The sequence below is a fragment of the Actinomyces polynesiensis genome, from assembly GCF_000820725.1.
Lineage (GTDB): Bacteria > Actinomycetota > Actinomycetes > Actinomycetales > Actinomycetaceae > Pauljensenia > Pauljensenia polynesiensis.
In genome coordinates this window covers 1-15,542 of the sequence record NZ_CCXH01000237.1, presented here as the reverse complement: position 1 = coordinate 15,542, position 15,542 = coordinate 1, and the positions used below count along the sequence as shown (strand labels likewise).

Genomic DNA, 15,542 nt, shown 5'->3' with positions numbered 1-15,542 from the left:
GTCCTCCACGTTCGCCCTCGCCCGCACGCTCCGACCGCAGAAGGTGTTCCACGTGCCCGTCCCGGGCGCGACCCAGAAGGGCCGGCGTGTGCCCACCAGGGCCTGGCCCGCCTCCCTGAACCCGGCAGTACCCCTCAGCGGGTCCGGGGGCTCGGAGCAACGCACGATGGGGACGACCTGCTCGGGAACCTCCGCGAACAGTTCCGGGTCGAGGGCGAAGACGTCGGCCCACATCTCCCCCACCACGCCGTGCTCGCCGACGGCGTGGGTGGCGTGCTCGATGAAGTCCATGTAGACCCGCGCCAGACCGTGGCGCTCGACCGCCGCACGTGAGGCTCCGTGACCGAGCTCCCTGGTGGAGTGGCCCCCGATGTTCACCCGGCGTGAGGACAGGACCGTCGTGAGCTGGTCGACCAGGGAGGCCACGAAGTGGGCGTTCGAGGGCGTGGCGGCGAGCTCGGAGGGCGGAACGTGCTGACCGTCGTCGCCGGTGCGGCCCTCGGGCAGTTCGGCGCGTCCGGCGTACTCGGGGTGGCACAGCCACCGCTCCCAGTGGGTGAGCGGCTCGATGGCCGTCACCAGCCGGATCCCGTGGCTGGCGCACAGGATCTCGATGCGGTGCAACTGGAGGGGGGTCAACGGTGACGACCCCTCCCACACCGTGTCCTGGTCGCGGTAGGTGAAGGCGTGGCCGACCCGGAGCTCGAGCTGGTTGAAGCGGAGCCGCTCGAGGACCTCCACCATCCGCACGAACCCGTCCCAGGAGAGGAGGCGGTCCCCCGACATGTCCATGAGGTAGGCGCGTGTGGACATCAGGGGTGCGTCGCGCACCTCGACGGCCGTGGTGAAGGAGGTGTCCTCGTTGAGCATCTCCACGACGTCGAGCCCTGCCGAGAGTCCGCTGTCGTCGCTGTGCTCGACGGTGATCCCCTCCTGCCGGTACAGCACCCGGAAACTCTGACCGGGGATGTCCCTGTCCAGCCTCGGGGTCACCGTGGTGGTCGCACCCGCCCGGCCGCCCTCGAGTGCGACACGGGTCGCGCCCTGCGCGAAGTAACGGGAGATCTCGTCCACGGCGACGATCGTAGACCCGCGCCCCCGGCGCGCCGTTCCCGACCCCTGCACGCCCCACCGGGGACACGTCGGGGGCCACGGGTCGACGACCCGTGGCCCCCCACGACACCACCCGCCAACGACGGGCAGCCGAAACGTTCATCCGCTCAGGCGGCGTCCTCCTCGAGGATCCCGCGGACCTTCGTGGCGTCCAGGGGGATGCCGGGGCCCATGGTCGTCGAGACGGTCGCCTTGGTGATGTAGCGCCCCTTGGCGGAGGCCGGCTTGAGGCGCAGGACCTCCTCCAGGACCGCGGCGTAGTTCTCGGTGAGCTGCTCAGCCGTGAAGGAGGTCTTGCCCACGATGAAGGCGAGGTTGCCGTGCTTGTCCACGCGGAACTCGATGCGGCCGCCCTTGATCTCACGGATCGCCTTGGCGACGTCCATGGTGACGGTGCCCGTCTTCGGGTTCGGCATGAGCCCACGGGGGCCGAGCACGCGGCCCAGACGGCCGACCTTGCCCATCATGTCGGGGGTGGCCACCGCGACGTCGAAGTCGGTGTAGCCCTTCTGGACCTTCTCGATCAGCTCGTCGCCGCCGACCTCGTCGGCCCCGGCGTCGATGGCCTCCTGCGCGCGGTCGCCAACGGCGAAGACCAAGACCCGGGAGGTCTTGCCGGTGCCGTGCGGCAGGGAGACGGTGCCACGGACCATCTGGTCCGCCTTGCGGGGGTCGACACCGAGCCGGAACATGACCTCGACGGTCGAGTCGAACTTGGTGACGGTGGTTTCCTTCGCCAGCCGCATGGCGGCCAGGGGCGCGTACAGCTCGCCTTCGTGGATCTTCTCCGCGGCGGCGCGGTAGCTCTTCGAGCGCTTCGTCATTCTGCTTCTCTCCTTGCAGTCGTGGTGTGCGGGCAGCGCGTGCCCTACCACTGGGGGTGTGTCAGGCGTCGACCGTGATGCCCATGGAGCGGGCGGTGCCGGCGATGATCTTCGCGGCGGCGTCGATGTCGTTGGCGTTGAGGTCGACCATCTTGGCCTCGGCGATCTCGCGGACCTGGGCCCGCGAGATGGAGGCGACCTTGACGGTGTTGGGGGTCGAGGAGCCCTTGGGGACGCCCGCGGCCTTCTTGATCATCTCCGACGCCGGGGGCGTCTTGAGGACGAACGTGAAGGAGCGGTCCTCGTAGACGGTGATCTCGACGGGGACGATCGAGCCACGCTGGGACTCGGTCGCTGCGTTGTAGGCCTTCGTGAACTCCATGATGTTCACGCCGTGCTGGCCCAGGGCGGGCCCGACGGGGGGCGCGGGGTTCGCGGCGCCGGCGGCGATCTGCAGCTTGATCAGGCCGGTGACCTTCTTCTTCGGTGCCATAGTGTTCGGGTCTTTCGTCAGTGTTGCCACATCGCGGCGGCCGCCGCGACGTCACGCACCCCGGTGCCGGTCCCGTCGCTGACGACGGGCACACTGGCCCCAAGGCGCACAAATGTCGATGATATCCCGCCCCGGACCGCTACCCAAGTCCGGGTGCGGGAGATCACTGGTCGATCTTCTCCACCTGGTCGAAGCCGAGCTCCATCGGAGTCTCGCGCTCGAAGATGGTGACGAGGACCTTGAGCTTCTGCTGTTCGGGCATGATCTCGGAGATCGTGGCCGTCATGGTCTCGAACGGGCCGTCGGTGACGGTGACGACCTCTCCGACCTCGTAGTTGACCTGGACCTGCTGGACGGGAGCGGGCCCCGTCTTCTGCTCGGCGGCGGCCTCCTCCATGACGTTGGGGGTCAGGAGCATGACGACCTCGTCCTCGGACAGGGGGACGGGGTTGTGCTGGTCGCCCACGAAGCCGGTGACCGCGGGGGTCTCCTTGACGACGCGCCAGGACTCGTCGGTGAAGTCCATGCACACGATGACGTAGCCGGGGATGCGCACGCGGCGCACGCGCTTCTTCTGCGTGCCGCGGTACTCCATGACGTACTCGTCGGGGACCTCGACACGGAAGATCAGGTCCTCCATGTTCTGGGAGGCGATGCGCTGCTCGAGGTTGTTCTTCACCTTGCGCTCGTGACCGGAGTAGGTGTGGATCACGTACCAGTCACCGGGCAGCAGGCGGAGTTCGTGCCGGAGCTTCTCGATGGGGTCCTCCACGGACTCCTCGTCGCCCTCCTCCGCGGCGTCGGCGTCCCCGCCGTCCTCGGCGTCTGCATCGGTCCCCTCGGCCCCGTCCTCCTCCTGGGGGACGACAGCCTGCTCCGCGTCGGCGGCGGCGGGGACGACGGCCTCGGGATCGTCCGCGGTGTTGAGGGCATCGACCTCGACGGGTGCTGCGACGGGTGCCTCGTCCAGGGTGGGCTCGTCGGAGCGGTCGAGTCCCTCGAAGTCATCGGTTCGGAATTCGTCGGTCACGGTTCTCCTCCTGAGGGGGCCGGTGGCGACCGGCCGTCGGTGACGGCTGCGCGGGTGGAAAAAACCCGCCTGCAGTCCGAGCTGCGGGCGGGTTGATCGGTGTCAGCCGAAGATCAATGTGTTCAGCTTACCGAATCCGAGGTCGAGAAGCCCGGTGTAGGCCATGATGAGTGCCACAAAGACGATGACCACCACGAAGTAGGTCCATGTCTCCGACTTGGTCGGGTAGGTGACCTTCTTCATCTCCGCCACCACCTGGGAGACGAAGATGGCGATCCGCCGGAAGAAGCCGGGGCGCTTGTCGCCCTTCCGTGTCGCATCCGCACGGGCCTGCGTGGCGGTGGACTTCGTGCGGTCCTTCGGCGCGGCGGGCGTCGCCGGCTTCTCGGGAACGTCGGGGAGGCCGTCGTCGGCGGACCCACCACCCAGTGCGCGGCTGTCGCTCATCGCGTCCCCCTCGTTGATGCCTCACGGTTGCCAGGAATGGCAGGGCAGGCGGGACTCGAACCCACAACCGCCGGTTTTGGAGACCGGTGCGCTACCAATTGCGCCACTGCCCTATTGCGGGTCTCGCAACCCGCCCGCCAGAGTCTAGGCGGCGGCGGGGCGACGTGTCCAACTGGGTGCCGGTGCCCTGTGTGGCCCCGCAGACCTTCCCTCCGCGGTGTCGGCGGACGGGCTGGGCGGGTCACGGGAGAGGCCCGGGGAGGACCAACGCGTCCGGGCAGAGCCGCCGGGAGCCCATCCGCCCGAAGGGCTCCACGGACCGTCCAGGACGAACGTCCCACATCGCGACCGGATCGCGGGCACTGCCGGGCGGGCCGCCGTGGCCCGTGCCACCATGACCTCGTGACCACACAACCTCGTTCCCGTGTCTCTGCCCGCCTTGCTGCCATCACCCCTTCGGCCACCCTGGCCGTGGACGCCAAGGCGAAGGCCCTCAAGGCCCAGGGCCGTCCCGTCATCGGCTTCGGCGCCGGCGAGCCCGACTTCCCCACTCCCGACTACATCGTCCAGGCCGCCATCGAGGCCGCCCAGGACCCGGCCATGCACCGCTACACGCCGGCCGCCGGTCTGCCCGCGCTGCGCATGGCGGTCGCCGAGAAGACGCTGCGCGACTCCGGCTACGAGGTCGACCCCGCCAGCGTCCTCATCACCAACGGCGGCAAGCAGGCCGTGTTCCAGGCCTTCGCCGCCCTGCTGGACCCGGATGACGAGGTCATCCTCCCCACGCCCTACTGGACCACCTACCCCGAGGCCATCAAGTTGGCCGGTGGCATCACGGTCCCCGTGTTCGCCGGCGCCGACCAGGGGTACAAGGTCACCGTCGAGCAGCTGGAGGCTGCGCGCACCCCGCGCACCAAGCTCCTGCTGCACTGCTCGCCCTCGAACCCCACGGGAGCCGTCTACACCCCGGAGGAGACCACGGCCATCGGTGAATGGGCCCTGGAACACGGCATCTGGGTCGTGACCGACGAGATCTACGAGCACCTCCTCTACGAGGACGCCCAGCCCGCCCACATCGTCAAGCTGGTTCCGGAACTGGCCGAGCAGACCGTCGTCCTGAACGGCGTGGCCAAGACCTATGCCATGACCGGGTGGCGCGTGGGCTGGATGATCGGGCCCTCCGACGTCATCAAGGCCGCGACCTCCTTCCAGTCGCACCTGACCTCCAACGTCAACAACATCGCCCAGCGTGCCGCCATCGCCGCCGTGTCCGGCCCCCTGGACGCCGTCGCCGACATGCGCGCCGCCTTCGACCGCCGCCGCCGCACGATCGTGTCGATGCTCTCCCAGATCGACGGCTTCGAGGTGCCCGTCCCAAAGGGGGCGTTCTACGCCTACCCGAGCGTCGAGGGCGTCCTGGGGCGCTCGATCCGGGGGCGGGTCGCCTCGACCTCCGCGGAGCTGGCCGAGATCATCCTCAGTGAGGTCGAGGTCGCAGTGGTGCCCGGCGAGGCCTTCGGGCCCTCGGGCTTCCTGCGCCTGTCCTACGCCCTGGCCGACGACGACCTGGTCGAGGGCGTCGGTCGCATCCAGGAGCTGTTGGCCGAGGGGAACTGATCGGCCCACCCGCACCCCCGCGCTCCCGCGAGCGCCGGGCAGGTGCGACCACCACCCCCGGACCGTCAGATGCGGTCCGGGGGTGGTCCGTCATCGGGGGGCACGGCGTGGTGCGTCCCCTGAGGCGCTGCGCGGCCGGGGCTCTCCCGTGGGCGAGTGGGCCGAGCGGACGCGAGTCGGGGATGGACCCGCCCTGACGGGAGGGCGGACCTCGCGGGTCGAACAGAGCGGACCTCAACGCTGGAACAGGACGGACCTCGACCTCACAACAGGGCGGACCTCACGGGTCGAACAGGGCGGACTTCGCCGTGGGGCGGAAGGAGTGCGGCGTCGATGCCAGAATGGGCACATGGAGCTGCACACCCACCTGGCGCTGGCGGACCACCCGCGGGGCACCGTCCTGATCACCCATGGCTACGCCGAGCACTCCGGGCGGTACGACCACTTCGTCTCCGCCCTCACCGACGCGGGATGGGACGTCCACACCTACGACCTGCCCGGGCACGGCTCAGCCGCCGGACCGCGTGCACGCGTGGACGTCGGCGCCCTGGTCCTCGACCACCTCCGGGTGCGACGCGCGGCCCTGGAGCGCTCGCGCACGGACGACCTGTTCCTCTTCGGCCACTCGATGGGCGGGACGATCACCGCAGCCTCCTCGCTGCTGGACCGCGACCACCTGCGCGGCGTGGTGCTCACGGGTCCCGCCTTCCGCCCGTTGCCCTCGATGCCCCCCTCGGTGGCCCGTGCGCTGCTGCCCGCCGCCCGCCTGGCGCCGTGGACGCCCACGGTCGAGCTCGACGACGCCCACGTCTCCCGCGTGGCCGAGGTGGTGCGCGCCTACCGCGAGGACCCCCAGGTCTTCCACGGTCGCGTGCCGCTGCTCACCGCGGTCACGATGGTCATCCAGGGTGACCGGGTGATCGACAATGCCTCGATGCTGACGGTCCCCACCCTGATCCTGCACGGCGGGGCGGACGCGCTGGCCGATGTCGAGGGATCACGGGAGTACCTGGAGCACACCCGCAATGCCGAGATCAACCTGCGCATCATCGACGGCGCCTACCACGAGCTCCTCAACGAACCGGAGGGCCCGGCACTCATGCAGGACATCATCCTGTGGATGGGTCGTCGCTGATGGAGGGGTCCGCCCTCGTCGCCACGCGTGCCCGCCACCGGGCGGAGGCCACACTGCCCCCGCAGCCCTCCCTCACCCTCCCTCCCCCCACCCCGCCGGGGCGTCGCGACCTGCGCACCCTCCCCAAGGCGCACCTCCACCTCCACTTCACCGGGGCGATGCGACCCCAGACCCTCGTCGAGCTCGCCCACTCCTCCGGGATCCGCCTGCCCCCGCACCTGCTGGATCTGGATCCCCTCAAGGTGCCGGCCGATGCGCGGGGCTGGTTCCGCTTCCAGCGCTCCTACGACTCCGCGCGCGCCCTGGTGCGCTCGGAGGCCGTCATGCGACGCATCGTGCGCGAAGCCGCCGAGGACGAGGCCGCCGAGGGCTCCGTCCACCTCGAGATGCAGGTGGACCCCACCTCCTACGCCCCGTGGGTCGGGGGGATCACGCCCGCCCTGGAGATCGTCCTGGACGAGGCCCGCAGCGCCTCCCGCGACACGGGCGTGCAGGTCAGCATCGTCGTCGCCGCCTCCCGCACCCGCCACCCCCTCGACGCCCGCGTCCTCGCGCGCCTGGCCGCCCAGTACGCCGGACGCGGTGCCGGCAGCGTCGTGGGCTTCGGACTGTCCAACGACGAACGCGTCGGGGAGACCTCCGCCTTCTCCAAGGCGTTCCACATCGCCCGTGACGCCGGGCTGGCGGCACTGCCCCACGGCGGGGAGCTGCTGGGGCCGGAGTCCGTGCGCGAGGTGGTCGCCGCCCTGGGGCCGACCCGGCTCGGCCACGGGGTGCGCACCACGGAGGACCCCGCCCTCCTGGACCGCCTGGTCGAGGAGCACATCGCCTTCGAGGTCTGCCCGACCTCCAACGTGCACCTCGGCGTCTACCCGGACCTGCGCCACGTCCCCCTGGAGACCCTCATGGAGCACGGCGCCACCATCGCCCTGGGCGCGGACGACCCCCTACTCTTCCACTCTCGCCTGCTGGCCCAGTACGCCGCGGCCCGGGACGTGCACGGGCTCAGCGACGCCCAGCTGGCGGTCCTGGCCCACGAGTCGGTCGACGCGTCCCTGGTCGGGGAGGAGGAGCGCCGTGACTGGCACCGACGCATCGACGCCTGGCTCGCCGCAGACCCCGCCTGAGGACGTCCGTTCCCGTCTGGAGATCCTGCGCGGCCATCTCGAGCGCCTCGAGGGGATCCTCGCCGACCGGCGCCAGCACCCCCTGTGGCACTGGTTCACGCAGCTCGACGGCCCCGGGACCGGCACGGGCGCCGACACCTGGCGGGACGACGCTGACACCCGGCAGGACGACGGGCACGCAGGGCAGGACGGCGGGGACCCCGGCAGCATTCGGAGTGCCGACACGCCGGGAGGCGGTGGCAGTGCCCCTCCCTGGGTGCGGATCCCGCCCATCGTCGAGCGGGCCCCACTCGCCCTGGAGGACTGGACGGTCTCCTTCGGCCACCGGCTCTGGATGGACCGGACGCCCGACCTGCCCGCGGACCCGGCGGCCTACCGGCGCCCCGGAGCGGCGGCGACGGACCCGGACACGCACACCGCGATCGCCACGGGGACCCGACCCCACGTCGCACTGGGTCTGCCGGGGATCTGGGAGACCTGGCGCCACTTCCACGTCTGGGCGCAGGCCCTCCACGACGCGGGGTGGGATGTGCACCTCCTGGAGTCACTGGAGGACATGACCGCACCCATCCCCGACCTGGCGCGCCGGGTCGAGGAGTACCTGCGTGACCAGGACCTCCACGACGTCATCCTCTTCGCCCACTCCAAGGGCGGCCTGGTGGGCAAGGCCGTGATGCTGGGGCCCGAGCGCAGGCGCGTCCGTGGCCTGATCGCCTGTGCGACCCCCTTCAACGGCGCCCCGATCACGTGGCTGGTCCCCACCACGGAGCTCTCCGAGCTGGCCCCCGACTCCCCCACCATCGCTGAACTCGCGGCCGACCGGGCCGTCAACCGTCGCATCATCCAGGTGGAGGCGGAGTGGGACCAGTCGGTGCCCCCCTCGCCACTGACCGGCGTCCGCCACGTGACCCTGCCGATCACGGGACACTCCACCATGCTGTTCAGTGCCCAGGTCGCCCGCACCCTCACCGTGCTCGCCCGGCAGCTCCTGGACGCGGACGGGTCCACCCCGGGGACGGGCGACGACCGGGCGACGCCGCCCCCTCCCCCCGGGTGACCTAGAGGTCGATCCCCAGGGTGACGGGCTCGGGCACCAGTTCGATGCCGAACTCGTCACGCACCCCCTCGCGCACCGTGCGGGCCAGGACCTCCAGGTCCTCGGAGGTGGCACGGCCACGGTTGGTCAGTGCCAGGACGTGCCTGGTGGACAGCGTGGCGCGGGGGCCGCCCTCGTCGTCGGTGGGCGGGGCGAACCCACGGGGGAAGCCCGCGTGGTCGATGAGCCAGGCGGCGGAGCCTTTGACCAGGCCCTCCCCCGCGTCGAAGCGGGGGGCGTCGGGCGGGAGGAGCGCCTCGGCGGCCTCGGTGGGCAGGATCGGATTGGTGAAGAAGGACCCGGCACTCCAGGTGTCGTGGTCGTCGGGGTCCAGCACCATGCCCTTGGAGCGGCGCAGACCGAGCACGGCCTCGCGAACCGCGAGCGCGGGGACCCGACCACCGGGGACGGCACCCAGCCGGCGCGCGAGTTCCGCGTAGAGCACCGGGGCCGACTGGTCGGAGGCCTCCAGCGTGAAGGTGGCCTCCAGGACCACCCACCGGCCGGTCGGCCCCCAGGTGCGGCCGGCGGAGCCCGGCTCCTGCAGGGACCGCTTGATGACGGAGGTCCGGTACCCCAGGCCCAGGTGGTCCACGGGCAGTTCGACGACCTGGTCGAGGGCGCGGTCCCAGGCACGCACGGAGGAGAGCGTCTCGGAGACCTCGTGACCGTAGGCGCCCACGTTCTGCACGGGAGCGGCGCCGACGGACCCGGGGATGCCGGAGAGGGCCTCCAACCCCGACAGACCCTGCGCGAGGCTCCAGCACACGAGGGCGTCCCAGGGCATCCCCGCGCTGGCAGTGACCTGGACCCGGCCGTCCCCGAGGTCCTCCTGGCGCACCACGCACCGGACGTCCCGCACCACCACCCCGTCGAAGGGGCGGTCCGAGGCGAACAGGTTCGACCCGCCCCCCAAAACCAGCACCGGGCGTCCCTCGCGGTCGGCGGCACGGACGGTGCCGACCATGGTCCACTCGGTGGCCGAGTCCACCAGCGCCGCCACCTCGCCGCCCACACGCAGGGTCGTCAGGTCCCGCAGCGAGGGGACGGAGCCCTCGAGGGACTGCCACGGGGCCGAGGAGGGCACGGGGGTGAGGATCGCGGAGGCGTCCGCCGACGGGGTCGACGGGGACGGTCCGGCCGAGGGCGGTGCGGACAGAGGTGCGGGTGCGGCAGGGGCCGGTGCCGAAGGAACGAAATCCGCGTCCGAAGGGGCAGAAGCCGCGTCCGAGGGAGCGGGAGCCGCGTCCGAGGGAGCGGGAGCCCGACCGGGCGCCGGGGCCGGCGCGTGGCTCGGCGTCCCTGCGCTGCCTGGCTGCGGGTCCTGCGCGTCACCGGGCCGTGCCGGGGCAGATGCCGTCATCGTGGTCCTTCCCTCGTCTCCGCGGCGGGAACAGGCCGCGATGCGGTCGCTCCCCCGTCCAACCCTAGGCGCTCGGCGCTCCGCGATGAGCCGGCGTCGCCCGGGGTGGCGCCGGGCCCTCCGCGCCATCAGGCGGCCGGTGACGGGTCCTCCGGGCGGGCCACCTGCTTGGTCAGCAGGATGCCGACCGTGATCGGCACGATCAGCACCACCATCGCCCGGTGGTATCCGACGTGCTCCGCCACCAGGCCGAGCACCGGCGGGCCGATGAGGAAGGCCCCGTAGTTCACGGTCGACAGGACCGACACCCGCGCCGCGGTCATGGAGGGGTTCGTCGAGAGCGCCGAGGCCCCGGTCGGGAAGACGAGCGCGGCCCCCATCGCCCAGAGCAGCACACCGACCAGCGCCAGCCACCGCCACGGCGAGAACGCCACGAGGACGAGCCCCACACACGCCAGGATCAGCAGGGTCCGCAGCAGCCCGTCGGCGGAGAAGCGCCGGTGCAGCCGTGTCGAGGAGAGCCTCACCGTGGCCATCATCGCCAGGAACAGGGAGAGGATCGCGGACCCCTGGGCGGCGGTGTAGCCGTAGCCGTCGACCATCGACAGCGCCAGCCAGTCATTGGCGGAGCCCTCGAGCAGGCCCGCGGACAGCACCATGATCGCGATCAGGACCGTGCGGCGTTCCCCCCAGGCCTGCCGCGTGCGCCCCTTGACCCGTTCCTCGGACTGTTCGGTCGCCCCGACCGAGAACGAGCGCACGTCCTCCTCGGAGAGGAAGAAGTGCGACACCACCCACACCACCGTGCACCCCAGGAACGCCGTGCCGATGAGGTGCGGGGTGACGTCGACCCCCGCGCGTGTCAGGGCCGCGCCGACCAGGGCGCCGCTGACTGTCCCGATGGAGAACATCGCGTGGAGCTTGTCCAGGAGGATGCGGCGCAGGGCCGCCTCGACGAGCCCGCCCTCGATGTTCATCGTGGCCGCCCACAGGGACATCCCGCAGTTGAGGACCACGAGGCACGCGGTCAGGCCCGCCCGGCTCGTGGCGTGCACCGACAGTGCCACACCGACCAGGGCGACGGCCCACAGTGTCGACCCGATCCGGGCCGTGGGTCGCGCTCCGATGGCACCGACCAGCGGCCCCGAGGAGGGCAGGGCCACCAGGGAGCCGAAGGACCCGATGAGGAGCATCGTCCCCAGGTCCGTCGGCTGGAGGTCGAGTGCGTCGCGCACGGCGGGCAGGCGCGAGAGCCACGAGGCGACGGCGAACCCGAAGGTGAAGAAGAGGAGGATGCAGGCCCACGCCGCTCTCTTCGCGCGGGTCTTGTCGATCGAGGGGGTCACCACGGGCTCCGGAGGGTGTCGTGTTGTGGGTGGGACTTGTGGGTGGACGTGGGTGCGGAGGTCAGGGGCAGCGGGACCGCACGAGGGCGGGAGCGCCCTCGTCACCGTGGCCGGTGGCGTTGGGGTCCCACCACATGCCGATTGCGACGGGCCCCTCGTCAGGACGACGGGGCGACCGTGTGTGGCGGGGATGCTGACGGAGGCACCACGGTGCACATCCATGGTGCTCCTGCGAGCCGGTCCGGGGGAAGGGGGCGGGGCCGCCCTCGTCGTCGTGGACCACGGACGGGGCCAGCCACCGGTGGGGGCACGAAGTGCCGGGAGTCCGCCGAGCGGGAGGGTCAGGAGTGGGCAGGCCGGACATGTGCGACGCCCCCGGTGAGCGATGCTCAGCCGGGGGCGCTGCGAAGCTGCTTGGGTGTCAGCGCGTCTCGCGGTGCACCGTCGACTTGTGGCAGCGCGGGCAGTACTTCGCGAGCTCAAGACGATCCGGCGTGTTGCGACGGTTCTTCTTGGTGATGTAGTTGCGCTCCTTGCACTCGGAGCACGCGAGCGTGATCTTCGGACGGACGTCCTGCGACTTGCTTGCCACGGTGAATACCTCACTTGCTGATTCGATTGTCGCCGGGCGACCTGGGGTTCCTGGTAGCGGGGGCGGGGCTCGAACCCGCGACCTCACGATTATGAGTCGTGCGCTCTGACCAGCTGAGCTACCCCGCCGCAGAGGCTTGCGCGGCGGCGACCACTGCGCGAACCAGAGCCCCGAAAGGGAATCGAACCCTTGACCTTCTCCTTACCATGGAGACGCTCTGCCGACTGAGCTATCGGGGCAACGAGGGAAACCCTATCCCAGCCCGATCAGGTGGTTCAATCGGACGGCATGAGAAGGACCTCACACGTGGGACCGCAGGCGAACCCGCGGTCCTGTGGCGGGGGAGGGATTCGAACCCCCGAAGCATTCCGCGGCTGATTTACAGTCAGCTCCCTTTGGCCACTCGGGTACCCCGCCATGCACCTCGGGGCTCGTCAGATCCTGCCTCAACAGGGCTGCGCCGCCCGTGCGGTGCCATGGAAGAATAGCAGGGCAGGGACCCCCGATGCCAAATCGGAGGACGCTCCGCGGACGTGATCATCATGACGTCCGCGGGCCGGTTGCGGAGGACCCGGTGGAACGTGTCCGGAAGTGCGTCCGACCGCCCCTCCGGGCGCTCCCGAGGGCCGATCCCGAGCCCCGCGCCCGACAGGGGTCCATCACGTGAGGAGAGATACACATGGCAGACTCGTCGTTCGACGTCGTCTCGAAACTCGACCGGCAGGAGGTCGACAATGCGGTGAACCAGGCCGCCAAGGAGGTCGCCCAGCGATACGACTTCCGGGGCGTGGACGCCTCGGTCAGTCTGAGCGGCGAGGCCATCGAACTGGAGGCGAACTCCCCTGAGCGTGTGATGGCCATCCTGGACGTGTTGGAGACCAAACTGATCCGGCGTGGGGTGTCCCTGAAGGCGCTGGACCTCGAGGGCCGTGAGCCCAAGGCCTCCGGAAAGCTGTACCGCCTGGTCGCGCCGCTGCGCGAGGGGATCTCCCAGGACGTCGCCAAGAAGATCACCAAGCTCATCCGCGACGAGGGCCCCAAGGGTGTCAAGGCCCAGATCCAGGGCGATGAGGTCCGGGTCTCGTCCAAGTCCAGGGATGACCTCCAAGCCGTCATCGCCCTGCTCAAGGGTGAGGCAGCTGCAGGGATCGACGCGGCGCTGCAGTTCGTCAACTACCGCTGAGCCACGGACCACGGACCACGGGTGCGGGTCCGGGGGGTGGGCCCGGGTGCGCACCGGGGCCCGGCAGCCTGTTCGGATGCGCCGGGCCCCACCTGCGGGCTGTCGGTCGCGGGCTGTCGACTGCGGGCCGAACTCGTTCCTGGGGTCAACCACACCTGTGAACTCAACTCCCAATGCCACAGACAGCATCCAGGGTTGACCTCACCGGGCCTCCCACGGCCCACGAGCCCCACCACACCCGTGAACTCAACTCCCAATGCCACAGACAGCATCCAGGGTTGACCTCACCGGGCCTCCCACGGCCCACGAGCCCCACCACACCCGTGAACTCAACTCCCAATGCCACAGACAACATCCACAGTTGACCTCACTGGGCCTTCACACCTCATGAGCGCTCAGAGCTGGAGGACCCGTACGGGCCTCGTCCCGAGCCGACCTCCGGCGCGCAGCCGGAGCTCGCGAATGACCCCCTCCGGGTCGCGCAGCTCGCCTTACTCGAACCGCACCACCGTGAATCCCTCCGCCTCGATGAGTTTCTGCCGGGCGTCCCTGCGGGACAGGCTCTCGAGCACTTCCTGGACCTCGACGCCATACTTGGTCTTTCCGTCGAATTCGATGACGATCATCAACCCGGGGATTCCGAAGTCCACGTAGAAGACCCGACCGCTGCACTCCACGACCATCTGTGTCTCGAAGTCCTCGACACCGGCTGCAGTCAGGATCCACAGGAGGATCCGCTCCGGCACCGATTCACACCCCGCGTCCGCTGACATCAGGACTTCCCTGGCACGGCGGCTGTGCCTTCGGGTGGGGAGGACGTCGGCGATGGCCAGCAGGCGTCGCCGGCACCTCTCCTCCCGGTGACGGGATCGTCCCGGTTCGAAACGCGAGAACCTGCTGAGGAGTCGAAGCGTTCCCGACACCAGGACGAGACCCTCCCGGGGATCACTGTCGAAGGCGCACTGCACGGCGGCGAGCTCCGGCGTCGCCACGCGCAGGATGCCGTTACTGACCATGGCGTCCGGCACCTTGCCCAAGTGTCTGATGATGCGTCCCCGAGGAACCCGGTCACGGCCGACGCGCAGTTCCGGGAGGTCCAGGGGCGCGGCGTTCCACCTCCTGGGCACGCTGATGTGGATGTCCGCATGGAACTCCGGCCCCTCGACACCGTGCAGTCCCAGAGCGGTGGAGTGACTGATCACCGCATCCCTGAACAGCTCACCCACGGCCAGCGCCCTCACCGCACGCGCTCGGCGCGCGAACTCCCACTGGTCCCCCACCTCGAGGTGTGAGCGTTCGACGAAGACGTGCCGATGGACACGGATGAGCGCGCCCGTCGACTCCGCACGGGCGCATCGACGCGAAGTGGCCCCGGTGGCGATGACGAGGCGTGACCTCGAAGAGGCAAGGTGTGCCAGGGTGTCCATCCGCTCAGCGTGGAGGCGGGACTGCCGGATGTCCTCTGCCCGACAACCACCCTGTGGACATCGGCGCGCCCTCCAGCACCTGTGGACGGTCATCGCATCCCTGCCCTGCCCGACGGGGTCAGTGGGGCAGGGCAGGGTGTCCTCCCGGAGCGCGCCGACTCCGTCCCCGGGTACGGACAGGGTTCGCGGCGCCACCCGTCGGCTCCACAGTTGACGGCACGCTCGCGACGCACCCCACAGGCAACTGGCACCACGAACCAAGCAGCAAGCAGCCACGCCTCGCGCCGACCACGGCACGACGACCACGGCGGCGCAGCGGCCCAGCGGCCCACCGAAGAGCGGTGGCCCCGCGGGAATCACACCCGCGGGGCCACCACCTCAGACCAGTGTCGTCACACGGTCAGTGCCTGGCACCCGGCCTTCCGGTCCAGCGATTCCGCTTCCGCAGGGTCACGAAGGCCCCCCCGAGCAGCAACGCCGTCAGGGCCACCGACAGGTACCCGAACTCGGCGCCCGTCTTGGGCAGGTTTCCGGGCTTGGCGGTGTTGAACTCGTTGGTGATCGTCACCACGACCGGCCCATCCCCCGCCGAGGCGTTGCCCACCGTCACCTTGCCGTCAGCCGGCGACATCGACGTCTTGTCGGCGCCGCCGTCCTTCGTCTCGGTGACCGTGCAGTCGGCCCCGGTGATGATGCCCACGACTGTGGCCGTGTAGCCATTGGCCTTGCTCAGGGTCACCTTGCCCCCG

The 15,542-nt window shown here is 70.5% G+C and carries 15 protein-coding genes and 4 tRNA genes; 5 read left to right on the top strand and 14 right to left on the bottom strand.

What is annotated here, in order from left to right; translation table 11 throughout:
• The 6 genes from TA90_RS10130 to TA90_RS10105 all read right to left on the bottom strand — a co-directional run.
• The coding region (locus tag TA90_RS10130) for a hypothetical protein (protein WP_043536139.1) at nt 1-1,074 on the bottom strand (1,074 nt) is incomplete at its 3' end.
• Between the two features lie 146 nt (nt 1,075-1,220).
• Nucleotides 1,221-1,937 (bottom strand): 50S ribosomal protein L1, encoded by a 717-nt coding sequence (gene rplA / locus TA90_RS10125; RefSeq protein ID WP_043536138.1) that lies wholly within the window; start codon nt 1,935-1,937, stop codon nt 1,221-1,223.
• Between the two features lie 61 nt (nt 1,938-1,998).
• Nucleotides 1,999-2,430, bottom strand: coding sequence for a 50S ribosomal protein L11 (gene rplK, locus TA90_RS10120; RefSeq protein WP_043536136.1), 432 nt, complete (start codon nt 2,428-2,430; stop codon nt 1,999-2,001).
• Nucleotides 2,431-2,593: 163 nt separating this feature from the next.
• Nucleotides 2,594-3,460, bottom strand: a complete 867-nt coding sequence (nusG, locus tag TA90_RS10115; protein WP_043536134.1) for a transcription termination/antitermination protein NusG — start codon at nt 3,458-3,460, stop codon at nt 2,594-2,596.
• A gap of 102 nt (nt 3,461-3,562) precedes the next feature.
• Nucleotides 3,563-3,907 (bottom strand): preprotein translocase subunit SecE, encoded by a 345-nt coding sequence (gene secE, locus TA90_RS10110; RefSeq protein ID WP_082031627.1) that lies wholly within the window; start codon nt 3,905-3,907, stop codon nt 3,563-3,565.
• Nucleotides 3,908-3,944: 37 nt separating this feature from the next.
• A tRNA-Trp gene (locus TA90_RS10105) sits at nt 3,945-4,020 on the bottom strand.
• 289 nt (nt 4,021-4,309) lie between these two features.
• Between TA90_RS10105 and TA90_RS10100 the strand changes: the two genes are divergently transcribed.
• The 4 genes from TA90_RS10100 to TA90_RS13335 all read left to right on the top strand — a co-directional run bounded on the left by TA90_RS10100 (nt 4,310) and on the right by TA90_RS13335 (nt 8,843).
• Nucleotides 4,310-5,524 carry a pyridoxal phosphate-dependent aminotransferase gene (locus TA90_RS10100; RefSeq protein ID WP_043536132.1) on the top strand — a complete coding sequence of 405 codons (1,215 nt, stop codon included), beginning with the start codon at nt 4,310-4,312 and terminating at the stop codon, nt 5,522-5,524.
• A 355-nt stretch (nt 5,525-5,879) separates the two neighbouring features.
• Complete coding sequence (locus tag TA90_RS10095; RefSeq protein WP_043536146.1) at nt 5,880-6,659, top strand: alpha/beta hydrolase; 780 nt, start codon at nt 5,880-5,882, stop codon at nt 6,657-6,659.
• Nucleotides 6,659-7,786 (top strand): adenosine deaminase, encoded by a 1,128-nt coding sequence (locus TA90_RS10090; RefSeq protein ID WP_082031626.1) that lies wholly within the window; start codon nt 6,659-6,661, stop codon nt 7,784-7,786. Before TA90_RS10095 ends, TA90_RS10090 begins: the two co-directional genes overlap by 1 nt.
• Complete coding sequence (locus TA90_RS13335; RefSeq protein ID WP_052450750.1) at nt 7,737-8,843, top strand: esterase/lipase family protein; 1,107 nt, start codon at nt 7,737-7,739, stop codon at nt 8,841-8,843. The genes TA90_RS10090 and TA90_RS13335 overlap by 50 nt, the downstream gene beginning before the upstream one ends.
• Nucleotide 8,844: 1 nt before the next feature.
• Here TA90_RS13335 and TA90_RS10080 read toward each other — a convergent pair whose 3' ends face one another.
• The 6 genes from TA90_RS10080 to TA90_RS10055 all read right to left on the bottom strand — a co-directional run bounded on the left by TA90_RS10080 (nt 8,845) and on the right by TA90_RS10055 (nt 12,600).
• Nucleotides 8,845-9,969 (bottom strand): UDP-N-acetylmuramate dehydrogenase, encoded by a 1,125-nt coding sequence (locus TA90_RS10080; RefSeq protein ID WP_052450749.1) that lies wholly within the window; start codon nt 9,967-9,969, stop codon nt 8,845-8,847.
• A gap of 404 nt (nt 9,970-10,373) precedes the next feature.
• Nucleotides 10,374-11,594 carry an MFS transporter gene (locus tag TA90_RS10075; RefSeq protein WP_231550721.1) on the bottom strand — a complete coding sequence of 407 codons (1,221 nt, stop codon included), beginning with the start codon at nt 11,592-11,594 and terminating at the stop codon, nt 10,374-10,376.
• A 418-nt stretch (nt 11,595-12,012) separates the two neighbouring features.
• Nucleotides 12,013-12,183 (bottom strand): 50S ribosomal protein L33, encoded by a 171-nt coding sequence (rpmG, locus tag TA90_RS10070; RefSeq protein ID WP_043536130.1) that lies wholly within the window; start codon nt 12,181-12,183, stop codon nt 12,013-12,015.
• A gap of 51 nt (nt 12,184-12,234) precedes the next feature.
• A tRNA-Met gene (locus TA90_RS10065) sits at nt 12,235-12,311 on the bottom strand.
• A 38-nt stretch (nt 12,312-12,349) separates the two neighbouring features.
• Nucleotides 12,350-12,422 (bottom strand) — tRNA-Thr (locus TA90_RS10060).
• A 96-nt stretch (nt 12,423-12,518) separates the two neighbouring features.
• A tRNA-Tyr gene (locus tag TA90_RS10055) sits at nt 12,519-12,600 on the bottom strand.
• A gap of 262 nt (nt 12,601-12,862) precedes the next feature.
• On the opposite strand from TA90_RS10055, the gene TA90_RS10050 reads away from it, so the two are divergent.
• Nucleotides 12,863-13,366: a YajQ family cyclic di-GMP-binding protein gene (locus TA90_RS10050; protein WP_043536128.1), complete on the top strand. Its 504-nt coding sequence runs from the start codon at nt 12,863-12,865 to the stop codon at nt 13,364-13,366.
• 491 nt (nt 13,367-13,857) lie between these two features.
• Here the strand turns inward: TA90_RS10050 and TA90_RS10045 are convergent, their stop codons facing one another.
• Together TA90_RS10045 and TA90_RS10040 are read right to left on the bottom strand one after the other, a co-directional pair.
• Nucleotides 13,858-14,793, bottom strand: coding sequence for a PDDEXK family nuclease (locus tag TA90_RS10045; RefSeq protein ID WP_043536126.1), 936 nt, complete (start codon nt 14,791-14,793; stop codon nt 13,858-13,860).
• Nucleotides 14,794-15,193: 400 nt separating this feature from the next.
• On the bottom strand, nt 15,194-15,542 hold a 349-nt coding region (locus TA90_RS10040), incomplete at its 5' end, for a DUF5979 domain-containing protein (RefSeq protein WP_043536124.1).

Bases quoted from the DNA above. Each gene is read 5' to 3' on its own strand.
- TA90_RS10090 (WP_082031626.1), top strand. From the start codon at position 6,659: ATGGAGGGGTCCGCCCTCGTCGCCACGCGTGCCCGCCACCGGGCGGAG.
- rplK (WP_043536136.1), bottom strand. From the start codon at position 2,430: ATGGCACCGAAGAAGAAGGTCACCGGCCTGATCAAGCTGCAGATCGCC.
- TA90_RS10050 (WP_043536128.1), top strand. From the start codon at position 12,863: ATGGCAGACTCGTCGTTCGACGTCGTCTCGAAACTCGACCGGCAGGAG.
- secE (WP_082031627.1), bottom strand. From the start codon at position 3,907: ATGAGCGACAGCCGCGCACTGGGTGGTGGGTCCGCCGACGACGGCCTC.
- rplA (WP_043536138.1), bottom strand. From the start codon at position 1,937: ATGACGAAGCGCTCGAAGAGCTACCGCGCCGCCGCGGAGAAGATCCAC.
- TA90_RS10045 (WP_043536126.1), bottom strand. From the start codon at position 14,793: ATGGACACCCTGGCACACCTTGCCTCTTCGAGGTCACGCCTCGTCATC.